This window comes from Planococcus beijingensis, assembly GCF_016820615.1.
GTDB lineage: Bacteria > Bacillota > Bacilli > Bacillales_A > Planococcaceae > Planococcus > Planococcus notacanthi.
In genome coordinates this window covers 1,171,487-1,186,083 of the sequence record NZ_JADHDZ010000001.1, presented here as the reverse complement: position 1 = coordinate 1,186,083, position 14,597 = coordinate 1,171,487, and the positions used below count along the sequence as shown (strand labels likewise).

At 47.2% G+C, this 14,597-nt stretch carries 14 protein-coding genes and 2 riboswitches; of the genes, 7 read left to right on the top strand and 7 right to left on the bottom strand.

The window, feature by feature from the left end:
* Positions 1-89 precede the first annotated feature (89 nt).
* From IRE19_RS05690 to IRE19_RS05675, 4 genes are all read right to left on the bottom strand, one after another.
* Positions 90-2,672 (bottom strand): ABC transporter permease, encoded by a 2,583-nt coding sequence (locus IRE19_RS05690; protein ID WP_203339598.1) that lies wholly within the window; start codon positions 2,670-2,672, stop codon positions 90-92.
* Positions 2,669-3,352: an ABC transporter ATP-binding protein gene (locus IRE19_RS05685; RefSeq protein ID WP_203339597.1), complete on the bottom strand. Its 684-nt coding sequence runs from the start codon at positions 3,350-3,352 to the stop codon at positions 2,669-2,671. Before IRE19_RS05685 ends, IRE19_RS05690 begins: the two co-directional genes overlap by 4 nt.
* A gap of 119 nt (positions 3,353-3,471) precedes the next feature.
* The gene (locus tag IRE19_RS05680) at positions 3,472-4,476 is read right to left on the bottom strand and encodes an ATP-binding protein (protein ID WP_203339596.1); all 1,005 of its coding nucleotides are present in this window, start codon (positions 4,474-4,476) and stop codon (positions 3,472-3,474) included.
* 2 nt (positions 4,477-4,478) lie between these two features.
* Positions 4,479-5,162: a response regulator transcription factor gene (locus tag IRE19_RS05675; RefSeq protein ID WP_203339595.1), complete on the bottom strand. Its 684-nt coding sequence runs from the start codon at positions 5,160-5,162 to the stop codon at positions 4,479-4,481.
* Positions 5,163-5,379: 217 nt separating this feature from the next.
* A riboswitch (purine riboswitch) is annotated at positions 5,380-5,479 on the top strand.
* Between the two features lie 92 nt (positions 5,480-5,571).
* Between IRE19_RS05675 and IRE19_RS05670 the strand changes: the two genes are divergently transcribed.
* A complete protein-coding gene (locus IRE19_RS05670) occupies positions 5,572-6,774 on the top strand; it encodes an MFS transporter (protein ID WP_203339594.1) in 1,203 nt (400 codons plus the stop codon).
* A gap of 61 nt (positions 6,775-6,835) precedes the next feature.
* Here IRE19_RS05670 and IRE19_RS05665 read toward each other — a convergent pair whose 3' ends face one another.
* Positions 6,836-7,552, bottom strand: a complete 717-nt coding sequence (locus IRE19_RS05665) for a vWA domain-containing protein (protein ID WP_203339593.1) — start codon at positions 7,550-7,552, stop codon at positions 6,836-6,838.
* Positions 7,553-8,164: 612 nt separating this feature from the next.
* Positions 8,165-8,270: riboswitch (TPP riboswitch) on the top strand.
* An 88-nt stretch (positions 8,271-8,358) separates the two neighbouring features.
* Here IRE19_RS05665 and IRE19_RS05660 point away from each other — a divergent pair.
* The 6 genes from IRE19_RS05660 (at position 8,359) to IRE19_RS05635 (ending at position 13,058) form a co-directional block, all read left to right on the top strand.
* Positions 8,359-8,949 (top strand): YkoF family thiamine/hydroxymethylpyrimidine-binding protein, encoded by a 591-nt coding sequence (locus tag IRE19_RS05660; RefSeq protein WP_203339592.1) that lies wholly within the window; start codon positions 8,359-8,361, stop codon positions 8,947-8,949.
* A gap of 1 nt (position 8,950) precedes the next feature.
* The gene (locus IRE19_RS05655; protein ID WP_203339591.1) at positions 8,951-9,532 is read left to right on the top strand and encodes an ECF transporter S component; all 582 of its coding nucleotides are present in this window, start codon (positions 8,951-8,953) and stop codon (positions 9,530-9,532) included.
* The gene (locus IRE19_RS05650) at positions 9,525-10,955 is read left to right on the top strand and encodes an ABC transporter ATP-binding protein (RefSeq protein ID WP_203339590.1); all 1,431 of its coding nucleotides are present in this window, start codon (positions 9,525-9,527) and stop codon (positions 10,953-10,955) included. Before IRE19_RS05655 ends, IRE19_RS05650 begins: the two co-directional genes overlap by 8 nt.
* On the top strand, positions 10,936-11,691 hold the full coding sequence (locus IRE19_RS05645; protein WP_203339589.1) for an energy-coupling factor transporter transmembrane component T family protein: 756 nt from the start codon (positions 10,936-10,938) through the stop codon (positions 11,689-11,691). Before IRE19_RS05650 ends, IRE19_RS05645 begins: the two co-directional genes overlap by 20 nt.
* A gap of 170 nt (positions 11,692-11,861) precedes the next feature.
* Complete coding sequence (locus tag IRE19_RS05640) at positions 11,862-12,365, top strand: DinB family protein (RefSeq protein WP_203339588.1); 504 nt, start codon at positions 11,862-11,864, stop codon at positions 12,363-12,365.
* A 228-nt stretch (positions 12,366-12,593) separates the two neighbouring features.
* Positions 12,594-13,058, top strand: a complete 465-nt coding sequence (locus IRE19_RS05635) for a hypothetical protein (RefSeq protein WP_203339587.1) — start codon at positions 12,594-12,596, stop codon at positions 13,056-13,058.
* A 154-nt stretch (positions 13,059-13,212) separates the two neighbouring features.
* Here IRE19_RS05635 and IRE19_RS05630 read toward each other — a convergent pair whose 3' ends face one another.
* Entirely contained in the window at positions 13,213-13,572 is a 360-nt protein-coding gene (locus tag IRE19_RS05630) for a hypothetical protein (protein ID WP_203339586.1), read from the bottom strand.
* Between the two features lie 590 nt (positions 13,573-14,162).
* Entirely contained in the window at positions 14,163-14,582 is a 420-nt protein-coding gene (locus IRE19_RS05625) for a sporulation protein (protein WP_203339585.1), read from the bottom strand.
* Positions 14,583-14,597: the final 15 nt, after the last annotated feature.

Sequence of the window (14,597 nt, the reverse complement as noted above, 5' to 3'; positions counted from 1 at the left end):
CTGTCGTGTGACAGGCTGGAAAAGCTGAAAACCCCTTTCAGACTTGAAAGGGGTTTTCGTGTTTCGTGGACGAACTTATCTCACATTAGCTAAACATTTTCCTGCTTTAAGTTTTCGATGATGTTGTCGTTCTTAATTTTGGCGGTTGAATAAAGCATCGCTGCTCCAACAATCAGGAAAATCATGAAGACAACAAAAAGAATGCTCATCCAAGGAAGTGTAAAGCCATACTGGAACGTATAGCCGAGTGACCGGTGCATGGCAAACATGACGACGACGCTGACAGGCAATCCAATCGCCAAGGCTTTCACCCCATAAAAAAGGCTTTCATAGCGGATCATCTTTGTGAATCCTTTCGGCGTCATCCCGACCGACCGCAACATGGCAAATTCCCTTCTCCGGAGCGAAATGCTCGTGGAGATGGTATTAAAGATATTGGCGATGGAGATGAGCGAAATCAACGTGATAAAGCCGTAGGTGAAAACGGACATCAATAATATCATCTGCTCTTCCTGCTGGCGCTGCCGGTAAACGTTTTGAACTTGGATCGTCATGTCGTTCTGCTTTTCAATCGCATCTTGTGTAGCGATTGGATCTGTGCTCATCGCATAAATCGAATGCATGAATTGATCTTCCGTGAGCTCTAATTGATTTAAGGCTTTTTCAGGGAAGATGATATTCAGCCCTCCTAGAACCGCCGTCTCTACACCCATCGGCACTTCATCGGTCAAGGCTGCGATTTCAACAGTGCCTAACGGCTCTTTTTCAGCCGGCTCTCCTGTTTCATCAGAAGGTTGGTTATACAAGTCAATTGCATCCCCGAGATCACTCAGGATCGTTTTGGTTTGAACGAACTGGCCGGAAGCGGCATCTTCATAAGACACTTGATCAATGACGATCGCTTTCAGGCTGCCCTGGCTGAAAGATTCCGCATTTAACCCGAGCTTTTTTGTGTAAGCTTCAAAACTTGCATCGTCCAGACCGTGGATATCGACGTAGTATCGGAACTTTCCATCTTCAAGTGCCACCTCGCCGGTTTCCAATTGCTTAGCTAAGCGTTCAGGCAGCTGTTCTGGTTCAATCAACGCTTCTGCCCATGTGCTTTTGATCATTGTGGCTTCGGTAACATGCGGCAATTGGCGATATTTGGGCAGATCATTTTCTCCCACGCCAGTGCCATTGATTTGCAAATCGAACTGGGAGCTGTTTTGAACCATTTCCATGGATTTTTTCAATCCGTCGGTAAAATAGGTCACCGATAGAAACAAAACGATGCTGATGACCAATGAAAACACAAGAGCTAAATAGCGTTTGCGATTTCGTTTGGCATTCTTCAAGCCGATTTCCGCTTCCAAACCAAAAATTTTCCGCACCCATTTGGATGTTTTAAGATTTTTCCCGGATAATTTGATGTCTTCCGTTTGGCGGATGGCATCGATGGCGGAGATTTTGGAAGCCTTTTTTGCAGGGACATAAGTCGATATGAAAATGGTCAGAATCGAAATGCCGCAAGCCAGCAGCACTGAAGATGGCGTGACGACCAACTCGAGCTTTTCAGAGATATTGAGTGCGTCTTCAATGAACGTATTGATGAAGACAAAAGTCAGGCTAATGCCACCAAACCCAGCCAACAATCCGATGGGTATACTGATAGCTCCAATCACCGCTCCTTCAAAAAAGACGGAATTGCGTTTTTGTTTTTTCGTTGCCCCAACACTCGACAGCATGCCCAGATGCCTTGCCCGCTCAGAAACACTGATGGCGAAAGCATTATAGATCAATGCCACCGAACCGATGAGAATAACTGCCATAATAATCGTTGCCAATGAAAACAGCGTTAGCCGCAAACGGTCATTGCCGGTCATGCCATAGTAGCGCAGCAGATCCGAATTGAAGTCGACCTTTTCAATGCCATTACGGTCTGCAAAGCTTTTTGCATGGTCGAACAGTTCGGTTTCGAGCTTGGAGACGACAACGAAAGCGTCCAACGTCTCGCTTGTTTCAAGCTTATCTTTGTCTATAAAACCAACAACCGTATAACCTGGCGACCAGGCCGGTTCCCAATCCGGGCGATCGAGTATGCCTGTAATCGTCACCGTTTTTGTTTTCAGGTTGTCGAGTTTTTCCAAGGACTGGCCGTCGCTGATCTGCAGGGAGTCGGTTTGCATTAACACCTTCTCGTCAATTTCATGAATCCGCTGCCCTATCGCAACCGTCAATTGATCGCCGATTTGAAAAGGTGTTTCAATATTGTCCTGAATTACCGCAGAAATGGCGACTTCTTCTTCAGAAGCGGGCAATCGTCCTTCCGAAACCGTCATGGGAAATTGCGCTAGGCCCTGTTCGTCGTAGCTTTGGAAATACAGATAGGGCTTGTAATCATTCTGTGAACCTTCCAAGTAGGCATAGCCGCCGCTTGAAAGCATCATCTTCTCGGTTTGTTCATCCTGTTCGATGTCCTGGACTTGTTGTTTTGTCACATTTTCATATTGGACATGCCACTCCCCGTTTTTTGAAATTTCCTGCCTGACCATGAGATCAAGAAACGATACGCTGAGTGTCATTACTGCTGTAATCATGGCCACAGAAATGATGACGCCGATGATGGTTACCAATGAGCGGCGTTTGTTCTGCCGGAGATGACGGATGGTTACTTTGTTGATGATATTCATGGCCGGATGACCTCATCTTTTGCAATTTTTCCATCTTCTATGGAAATGATGCGATCTGCCTGCAACGCGATGCGTTCATCATGGGTGATGACAATCAAAGTCTGCTTATGCATTTTATTGAACAGCTTCAGCAATTCCATGATTTCTTCACTGTTTTTGCTGTCGAGGTTGCCGGTCGGCTCGTCTGCCAGCATAATTGCTGGGTTGCTGATAAGTGCACGCCCAATCGAGACACGTTGTTGTTGTCCGCCGGAAAGCTGATTGGGCAAATGGGACAGCCGCTTGTCGAGACCCAACACACCGATGATTCTGTTGAAATGGGCCGGATCCACTTGTTGTTCGTCCAACAGCATCGGCAAAGTGACATTTTCTTCAACCGTCAAAATCGGTATCAAATTATAGAATTGGTAGATCAAGCCGATTTGCCGGCGCCTGAAAATGGCCAGCTGGGTTTCATTCAACTTATAAATGTCCGTTTGGTCGATCGAGACGCTTCCGGTTGTTGGCCGGTCCACGCCGCCCAGCATATGGAGCAAAGTCGATTTGCCGGAACCGGACGGGCCGATGATGCAGACGAATTCGCCTTTGTTCACCGTAAACGAGACATTGTCCAGCGCTGTCACTGCTGTCTCGTCTGTTCCGTATACTTTTGATAAATTTTTCACTTCAACAATTGTCATGGGATAACCTCCGTAAATTCGATGTCTAAGCTTAGTATAGATAAGCCACATGACTGCCCAGTGACTGGCAAGTGACAATCCAGTCACTTAAGAAAACAGGTGAAAAAGCAGGCGACGGATTAAATCACCTGCTTGTAGAATTTGATGTGGAATGAGGTCCCCATGCCAGGCTCGCTTTTCACTTCGATGTCACCTTGCTGGCTGGTGATGATGCTGTAGGCCATCGCAAGTCCGATTCCGACACTGTCGTCTCCCGCATTCTGGCCTTTATAAAAGCGTTTGAAAATATGGGGCAAGTCTTGTTTCAGGATGCCGCTGCCGTTGTCGGCAATGAGAATTTCGGTATAAAGTGCGTTTTCTGTAAAGCCGATCGACAGCCGGCCTCCCTCTGGAGTATGTTCGACACAGTTTTTGAGGACATTGATCAGCGCTTCGGCGGTCCAGTTCAGGTCTCCTGAAAAAGCGGCTTGGGAATCTCCTTCAATCTCCAGCTGCAGCTCTTTGATATCCAACGGCACCAACAGCGGTTCAACCGCTTTATCGATCAGAACCGGCACGGAAACGGGTTCTTTTTTAAACGCAATCGTACCGGCATCGATTTTCGACAGCTTGAGCAGCGACGACACCAGCCAGTCCATCCGTTCCAGCTGAACACGAAGGCTGCGGGTGAATTCACTGCGCTTGGCTTCATCGAGACGGCTGTCACGCAATAAATCCGCCATGACCGTCATCGATGTCAGCGGCGTCTTCAATTGATGGGAAATATCCGAAATGGCGTCTGTCAGTTTTTCTTTATCTTCACGAAGAAGCATGCCGTGCTCAGAGAGCATATTCGTCACTTTGTAGATTTGGCTTTTCAGCAGGCTCAATTCGCCTTCCGTATTGTCACGGACGTCCAGCTGAAAATCGCCGTTGCTGATTTTCTGCAGGTAGCCCGACAGCTTGTCGATTTCCCGGTAGCGCCACCACGTAAAACCCAGGGCGGTCACCACCAATAAAAAAGACACAGCTGCGATGCTCCAAGCTGTCGCTTCGGAAATGAAAACAGCAGCAACAATCACGGCGGCCATACTGATGGCAAGGAGTGCTGTCAAGAATAATTGGATTTCCCGGTTGCGCAGCACCGTCAGTCACCCGCCTTATAGCCCATGCCGCGTACTGTCTTAATCAAGGTTGGCTGTTGGGGATCGTCTTCCAGTTTTTCACGCAATCGTTTGATGTAGACAGTCAAGGTATTGTCGTTGACAAAATCCCCACCGACATCCCATATCCGGTCCAGCAGCTGCGCTCTCGTGAGTACCTGCCCGAGATGATTGGCGAAGATCAGCAATAACCGGTATTCCAAAGCCGTTAATAATATTTCATCGGGTCCTTTATGGACTTTTCCATTTGCCGTGTCCACTTGAACGTCTCCGATTCGAATGGCCGTTTTCGGCTGGCTGTCCCGCTGGTAACGGCGCAGCACCGAATTGATGCGTGACTGAAGTTCACGAACGCGGAACGGCTTGGTGATGTAATCATCCGCCCCCATATCCAACCCCATCACCACATTCACTTCGTCATCGAACGCTGTCAGAAAAATGACCGGTATGTCGCCCTGTTCTTTTACGAGTGCGCATAAATCATAGCCGCTGCCGTCCGGCAACGACAAATCAAGCAAACACAAACCAATGGCATCATGCTGTTCTCTGATTTTCTTCTCTGCGTCTGCCGCTGTATGGCATAGGATGGTCCCGTAGCCTTCTTGCTGAAGGGAATACGTTAATCCAGATGCGATGGTGCGATCGTCTTCGACCACTAAAATGTTCATAGGCTTTCCCCTTATCATCTGATTTTCATTGTTTTTATATCCACGGGATGAAAAAAATCCTTCCGAATCTACGATACAGGCTTTTGCATTCCATGACTAGCGACTGGCTGAAATTTGCAGAAAGACAGAACCGCTTTCCGTTTGGATTTTAAGTCTGTGATTTGATTTTCTATCCGGATGGCTTGCGGAATCCTGCAGTCTGTAGTAAGATTTTCAAAGTAAATACTTCATAAGCGTCTGTATAACCTTAAGAATATGGCTTAAGGGTCTCTACCAGGAACCGCAAAATCCTGATTACAGAAAACGATCTGTTCGTTTTTTGTAATCAGGATTTTTTTGTGTTTTCTGAATGGGACCTTTAAGCCATTTTTTTATTCTATTTTATTTTTGAAAGGAAGCGTACGAACCTATGAATTTGAAAGTATACATCCTAGCATTATCCACAGTTGCAGTCGGACTCGTGGAACTGATTGTCGGAGGCATCTTGCCGACAATCGCCGAAGAGTTCGGCGTCTCGCTGAGTTCAGCCGGACAGTTGATCACCTTATTTGCATTAATCTATGCCATTGCTGGTCCCGTCTTGCTGGTGGCGACCAGCCGATTCGAACGGAAGAAAGTTTATTTGATTTCCTTGTTCATCTTTTTCCTTGGAAATATCCTGACGTTTTTCAGTCCAGACTTTACGTGGATGATGATTGCGCGCGTGTTGACTGCAGCAAGTACGGCACTCATTGTCGTCTTGTCGTTGACCATTGCGGCTAAAATCGTTGAACCGCCTTACCGCGCAAAAGCAATCGGCCTGATTTTCATGGGCATCAGCTCTTCGCTCGTTCTTGGGGTTCCGCTCGGCATCCTTGTTTCAGATGCCTTCGGCTGGCGTGTGATTTTCCTCGGCATCGCGGCATTGTCCGTCGGCTCGATGGTGCTCATCGCCCGCTATATCCAGCCAATTCCTGGCGGCACAGCCATCCCGCTCAAACAGCAGTTAAAAGCAGTGGCGAGCGCTAAAATCGGCTCCGCTCATCTCGCGACTATGTTCATGCTTGCCGGACATTATACCGTTTATGCCTACTTCACACCGTTTTTGGAGACCAACCTGCAGCTCGGTTCGTTCTGGGTCAGCCTTTGCTACTTGCTGTTCGGAATCGCAGCTGTGAGCGGCGGTGCGATCGGTGGTACCATGTCCGATTCGATCGGCTCAAAGAAAAGCATCATCATCGTTATTTCAGCGTTTGCGGTTGTCTTATTTCTGCTTCCGCTGACAACGTTCTCGCTCATCATTTTCCTGCCGGTGATGGTCATTTGGGCAGCACTGAGCTGGAGTTTGGCTCCGCCTCAACAAAGCTATTTGATTGAAACCGACCCTGCCACATCAGATATTCAGCAAAGCTTCAATAACTCCGCCTTACAGATCGGAATTGCGTTGGGTTCTGCCATCGGCGGCGTCACCTTGACGCAAACCGGCTCCGTCTCAAGCACCGCTTGGGTTGGCGCTGTGATCGTCTTGATTGCCCTTGCCTGTGCCGTCTTTTCGCTTACGCGCCCGGCAATCAACCGCAATGCAAAAAAAGCTGACAACCGGAAACTCAATGCCAGTTATGAGCAAAATTAACTTAAGTAACTAAGATCCCCGGTGAAATCAAATGATTTCACCGGGGATCTTTTTGCTTCACTCATTTGTTTCGATTCGGGAAAATAAAGTCCAAAGGCGATTTTCGCTTTTTACGCAAGATGCCTTTTTCCTTCGCTTCTTTCAGCCACTCGGGAAATTCATTCAGCATTTGATTGTACAGTTCTTCATCCGTCACTTGGTCGATGTCCGGGACATGGAAAAAATTCGCGTTATCCACGAAGCGGCCTTCCATCGTATCCAGTTTTCTCAACACATCGAAGTTCGAATCCCCGATTCCGATAAATTGCCAAAAGATCGGCTGAGTGGACGATTCCACAATGAATTTCTTAATGCCGGCTTTGCATCCGCCATCGTTGATGAAGACCAGAAAAACCGGCACATCGCTTGGCTCTTCTTTCGTGTATTTCTGAATCACATCTTTCATGACTTTCGGTTCGTCGTTTCGCCCGAACTTGTAGACACTGTCATTGGACAGGATGTTTTTTTCTACGTAGCCCATGAAAATCTCTTCTGTCGCTGCCGGCAAACGGGAAAATTCGTTGTCATACACCCAGACATCCAGCTCGCCGTCATCATCAAACTGGCTCGCTACTGCCAGCACCCGCTCCACAACTTCCTGCACAATGCCGTCACGATACAGCTTCCGCATCGATCCTGTAATGTCCAAGACAATGCCGACTTTAGCTGTAACACCGATCAATTGTTTTTTCTCCAGCACAATGCTCGCTGTTTTCTTTTTAAGGGAAATGGTACTCATCAATTGGCCTCCTCTAGTCATAATGACTCCAGTATAACGAAAATCCATAAACTTAAAAAGAAAATATTGGAAATGAAATTCTCGAAAAGACTCTATATTAAGTTGAACTAAAGAAATAGCATTTTATATACCACTTCGACTCTGAGAGAAAACGCTAAAGGTATGGAGCAAAACAGCGAAGACTCCTGCGGCTTAGCGAGACGACCGATACACCGCAGGGAGCGCAGCGGACGAGGAGGATTGGGCGCGAGCCCGCTGGAAAGCGTAGCTGTTTTGCGGAATATCGGCTACTCCAAATCATTAGTTCATCTTATATAGTTCAAATCTACTTATCACTTAAACTCGGAAGCTAGGAAAACAACTCCACCAAAATCTGTAGGACGTTCAATTGCACAAACTCTCCAAGCGCCGGCGCGTCCATGGGTGGAGCGATGAAACAGGTGCTCTTCCTGGTTCAACGCGGGAGCCATGCCCAAAGCGACCGAAGCGATTTCAGAATCCCAACATAAATGACTAATGAGCACATCTTTCTAATCTCCCCTTTACATCCTCCACCACTTCCTCTACACTGAACCCATCGGGAACAACCCGAACACAAAAACCGCATACCGTTTACTGCACTAGGGGTGCCCATTATGGCTGAGATGCAAGCGCAAGCTTCGATCCCTTATAACTCGATCAGGATAATACCTGCGTGAGGAAGTGCGGCGCATTTCTGAAATAATTCCTTTTGGTTATTTGTAGATTATGGCTGCATCTTCACGGATGCGGTCTTTTTTGTGCAAATTTTTAGGAGGAATGTTGATATGGAACCATGGCAATGCGGTACCAGCCCGATTGTCGGATTTCGCTTTTCGCTTCATCCGATGACCGGCGATTTCATCAAAGTCATTAAAGGAGCATTGAACGAAACGGACACTTCAAACGTCTGGATGCACACCGATGACGTTTCGACAGTCATTCGCGGCAAACAGAATCACGTATTCAATGTCGCAAAGGCATTAGCTTTGCATGCTGCAAAAACTGGTAAACATGTCGCATTGTCCGGCACCTTCTCGATCGGCTGCCCAGGCGATTCATCAGGGGACGTCTACTTGGAAAAAGACGATGAATTGTTGAACACCGATGCCACCAAACAATACGTGTCTTCCCAGTTTGCGCTGTATCCGATGAACAATCCGGATTATATGGCCGTCATCTACCGGGAAGTCGACCGTGCCAAAAAACAAGGGGTCTTCAACGATTCCATGCATTACGCAAGCGGCATACACGGCGATATCCATGATGTCTTCGCTTTTTACGAGGAAGCATTCACCAATTCCCGCTCAGACGAACATCGCCATCTGGTGATGACGGTATCGATGAGCATCAACAGTCCGTCCCATGGAGGTGCGTAAGGTGCTGAAATCATGGAAATTAAAAGAAGTGGTCTTGATGTCCCTGTTTGCGGTAGTTTTTGGCATCGTTTACTTGCTGTTTGTCCACGCTGCGAATATTTGGGCAGCAATCATCGGGCCGCTCGCCTATGAATGGATGTTCGGCATCTGGTTCATCGTCTCGATTATCTGCATGTACATCATCCGGAAACCCGGTGCTGCAGTTTTGTCCGAAACCATGGCAGCTGCCATTGAAGTGCTGATCGGCAATGCTGTTGGTCCCCGTCTGATCTTATCAGGCGTTATCCAAGGGCTTGGGGCTGAGGCCGCGTTTGCATTGACCGGCTATAAGCATTTTAACATCCTTATCCTTATGCTTGCAGGCATCGGATCAGCTGTCTTCAGCTTTGTCTACGGTTATTTCGTATCGGGCTATGCGGCACTGGATCCATCATTCGTCGCGTTGATGTTCACCATCCGTGTCCTCAGCGGGGCTATTATCGCCGGAATCGGCGGCAAGTATATCGGCGACGCTTTGCTTGCGACCGGTTCGCTCCGCGGCTATGCCATTGCACGCACGAAAAAAGGTGATGTGAATGCCTGAAGAAATTTTTTCTTTAACGGACCTTTCTTTCCAATTTCCGGAAGATGACGAAAAAACCTTAACCGCCATCTCCTTTTCAGTTGAGCAAGGCGAACGGCTGGTCCTAACCGGTCCAAGCGGCTGCGGCAAAAGCACATTGCTGTATTTGCTCAATCGCCTCTATCCCGATAACTGCGATGGTCTGGTAGGGGGAGAAATCCGTTTGTTCGGGAAACCTGCGGTTGAATATGCGGCAGGTGAAATCAATCACCGCATCGCGACTGTTTTTCAGGATCCTGATTCCCAGTTCTGCATGCCGACCGTTGAAGAAGAACTGGCATTCACGCTGGAAAATCTGCATGTTCCTATTGCTGATATGGAAGCGCGGATCGAGGGTGTTTTGGAATTGACAGGATTGGTGGATATTCGCCATACGGTCATCCAGTCGCTGTCTGGAGGAATGAAACAGCGCGTGGCAACCGCTTGTGCACTGATCATGGATCCGGAGGTTTTATTGCTCGATGAACCTTTATCTCACCTTGACCCTTATACCGCTAAGCAATTCGTCCATTGGCTGGAACAGCTTCAGCAAAGTTCCAATTTGACCATCCTGGCAGTCGAACACCGACTCGACAGTTGGGGCTCGTTTTTCGGGCGGGAAATCCAATTGGGCGGGAACGGCACGATTCACGCAGACCTCCCATTCATCCCGCGGCAGCCGGTTTCATTTCCTGAACGGCAGTCCAGTTGCCAGTCGGAAGTGGCCTTACAGACAGAAAAGCTTTCTGTCACAATCAAAGATCGGCAACTGCTTGCACCGGTGTCTTTTTCCGTCAGCCGTGGTGAAGTGGTGGTCATTGCCGGACCGAACGGCTGCGGCAAATCGACATTGGCAAAATCGCTGTGCGGCATCTATAAACGGACGAGCGGAAAGGTAGAATCGGATGGCATCGGCTATGTGCCGCAATCGCCGGAGTACCTGTTTCTGACCCAAAGTGTCCAACAGGAAGTCGCTTTTTCTGGGGCCTCCACTCCGTTCGAGTTAACCCAATTGATGGATAGTCTGCGTCTTGAGGAAATACAGAAAGCCCATCCATTTGCCATCAGCCATGGGCAAAAACGGCGCGTAGCGATAGCTGCCATGCTCGCGGATAAACGGCCAGTGCTGTTGATGGATGAACCGACCTCCGGACAGGATACAGCTGCGTTGCTTGAGCTATTTGCTTTGATTGACCAGCGCTCAAAAGAAGGGGCAACTTTTTTGATCATCACGCATGATATGGGATTTGCAGCGAGCTTGGCTGATTCGGTGCTGCTTATTAAAGACGGCAAAATGACCGGCAAATTTGCTGCAAAAGATGTTTGGCAAAATGATAAGCTGCTGGAACAGCATCATTTGCTGGCGCCGAAAGGAGTGTCCCGTCTTGCGGAATCTTTTGCATGACATGAATCCGTCCGTCAAGTTTGTCCTTGTTACCGTGTCGATGCTCGCACTGGCATTCTTCTTTAACCCTTGGACGCCGCTGCTGTTTTGGTTAGGTATTCTCCTCCTGCAGCTGACGATGAGCCGCACAAAATGGAAACTCTGGCTGTTGTTCATGCTGCCCTTTTCAATCGGCGCTTTCGGCTATTTATGGACCACTGTGGTATTCGGTGCAGACACAGGCGGGACTGTCATCTGGTCATTTGCCGGAATTGACGTGACGGATGAACAATGGGCTCGTGCGCTGTCATTGGCTTTACGTGTCATGGCGTTTTCCACTTTGTCGTTGCTGTTTGCATTCACCACCGATCCCGTGAAATTCATCATGAGCCTGATGCAGCAGCTAAAGCTGTCGCCTAAAATGGCATATGGCATCATGGTCGGCTATCAGTTTCTGCCGGTCATGAAAGACGAATTTACCCAGATTCAGCAGGCACAACGACTGCGAGGTGCCGAAATGAAAAAATACAGTTGGCAGCGTTTGCTCGAGATGCGCCGCATCTTGATTCCAATGCTTGCAGGCGCTGTCCGAAAAGCGGAACGTTCTGCATTTGCCATGGAAGCAAGAGGCTTCACCGGAGAGCCAAGAAGTGCCTATTATCGGCCGGTCAGGGTCGGTCGCACCGATATATGGATGTCCGGAGTTTTTTTGGTCATTCTGCTCGCCAGTTGCATTGGCGGCAGCTGGCTGAGCTGAAATGTTCAAGCTGTTTTCAGTATCATTGAACATCTTTGATAAAATCCATCCTTCAAAATGGTGATTGACTGCTAGCACTTTGCCGGCAACGTATTTCCATTATGCTGCCGGCTATGTTAATTTAAGTGGAAGCAGTGATTGCTAATTTATCGCTAATGGAGGGATTCAGCATGTACGTGACATTAACGGATTTCATCAATGAATGGCAAAAAGAAGCCGAATTGACTCAACAGGTCCTGGAAGGTTTAACAGATCAATCGCTGGAACAAAAAGTCTATCCTGAAGGACGGTCTTTGGGCCGAATCGCCTGGCACATCACGACTGGCATTCCCGACTACTTGGCTCATTTCGGTTTAGAGATCGAACAGGTCGACAACAATGAAACCGTTCCGTCATCTGCTAAGGAAATTGCTGAGACATTCAAACACCTCAGCCAAAAAGCTTCGAAAGCACTTCAAGAACAATGGACGGATGAAACCTTAAAGCAAGTGCAAAACGCTTTTGGCCGTCAGGAAACGAACGCTCAAATTCTGATGGGATTCATTAAACATTTGGTCCATCACCGCGGGCAGATGACGGTGCTGATTCGCCAAGCTGGCCTCAAGCCTTTTGGTGTTTACGGTCCCCCAAAAGAAGATTGGATTAAACTTGGTGTGGAAAATCCTCCTGTATAATGAGCTGATTGATAAAAAGACGATTGCTAATTCGAGAATCGTCTTTTTGTTTTGCTTCTGTCTTTTATTCGCTTTTTATTTTTTCTTCTTATTGCGTGTTTTGAACTTTTTAAGATAACCTTATGTAGTTTTTTACATGTATTACGGATAACAGCCATTTGTTCCCGAGGCTGCTATCGATTATAATGAAAGCAGTTACATATTTCGAATCGACGGGGAGGAATTACTGTGAATCGCTTTCAACTGCTCGATGAACAAGACAGCCGGATTTACTTTACCTTTGTCCCTCACCATCCGCATTTGTTTCCGTTGTTTGAACAGCATCTGGAAACCGTACTTGAGCGAGTCGAATCCACCATTTCTTCCGGCTACTCGAAAATATGGATCTTGAAAAAAATTGCGATCATCTGTGAAGATAAAATCAGCTACTTCCCTGACAATGAATTATTGATTGAGCCCAATACATTTATGGATACTTCTATACAAGAAGGTTACATAATATTATTATTTATTAAAGAATCGCCTTCTGCTCCCTTTGAACTTCAGCCTACCCGAAGCATTGAGAATCATCGGAACTTCGAAGATGCCCAAAAGGCAGCAACCGAGCAAATAGCCAGCCTGAAAACAGCATCCCCCAACATCGAAATTAAAGCCCTCGGCGCCAAGATGATCTACGATATCCCTTTGAAGTGACCACTTCCATAATCAGCCACTGCACTTTCAACTGATTATAAAAAACCCATTGTTTACACTTGTCCTTAAAAGGCAAGCTTAGGCAATGGGTATTTATGTATTTTATTTTGACGAGTAGGGACTGGACATCAGTATCTGCTTGCTCCACTCGGCTCTAATCGATATCCTGCCGCTTGCTCTTGTTGATCCAGTAAACCAGAAAAGCGACGCATAATACAATGATGGCTGTTTTCCAATCGACTTGTCCTGCTTCTTCATCCAAGTCTGCCTTCACCAGTTCTCGTTTCATTTCGGCTGACGACATATCAGCGAGCTTTATTTCGAGCCTTGTATATTGAATTGCCGGCAAATGTGCTTTTTGTGGGTAAGCATCCGGCACAGCCTCGAGCAGAATAGCCGTTTGTACATCACCTTTCACATGATTGCGATTTTCCAGTTGTCCACCCGTCACATGAGCCTGAACATCACTGGATAGAAACAGGCTCAAGCACAGCAACAACATTGCTTTCTTCATCTGCCTCCGCTCCTATCAGCCGTAAGCTGGACTCCTTTGTTCTCCAGCTGCAATGCACCATTAGCAGGAAAAAAAATAATAGAGGCTTCCTGGCAGCATTTGCTGTTCCACAGATGCTGAGCAGAGCACCTTTGAACAATAATTGCGCCTGAGCCTCTTCTACACTTCTGCTAACCGATAATTTCACGTCCAGACGGAATGTCTGAAAACTATTCCGAACAAAGGACGAAAGCGATCATGTCAGCATTCTCCCGTTTTTCCTAACCGGTTCCTTCCACAAATACAGGGTCACGGCCTGTTGCTGCAGGTTAACCAGCTGGCTATTGCAACACCCAAGCACAAGCTTCGCTTTTTTCCGATGGCTTGTGCTCCTTGTTTAATTTCTAATTCGTGTTCTCACATACCTTACCACAGGTGAGAATGATTATCAATATCATCAATGAATATAGAACAAAGTTTTCTAAATTTTCGTTGGCGCACACTAATGCCGCTTTGTTGAAAAAATTTCCACTAATCTCAGCATCGTATCTATTCATTTAATTAATTCCAGTTTCGCCCTCATCTGCAAGCATAAAAAAAGAGAGCTGATTTCAGCTCTCAAATGTTCCATATGTGATTTCGTCTTCATCTTGTGCATTGACGCCATTTTTGACGTGGACGACAGTACGCAAAATCAATTTTGCTTTTGGATTGTCGAGCATCCAGCGTTCATCCGGGACGATTTCAAACTGCTGCATGACCGTTTCTTTTGATTTGACCGATCCTGCAAACTCCATCGATTGTTTTCCGATGACCGTTTCATAAAAATCGAAATCGCTGTCGTCCCGTGTATCTTCGACTAGTTTAATGACGTTCAACTCGATGAAATCAATCGTTTGATCGCCATCCCCACCATCCAGATACACGGTGCCGTTCAATGTTTCGCCTTCTTCGAGATGCGGCATTTCAACTACCGTTTCGACTTTTAAAGACCCGATGCCGATTGATGATAAAAAATCTTTGAACTTCATAACGTAGAAACCCCC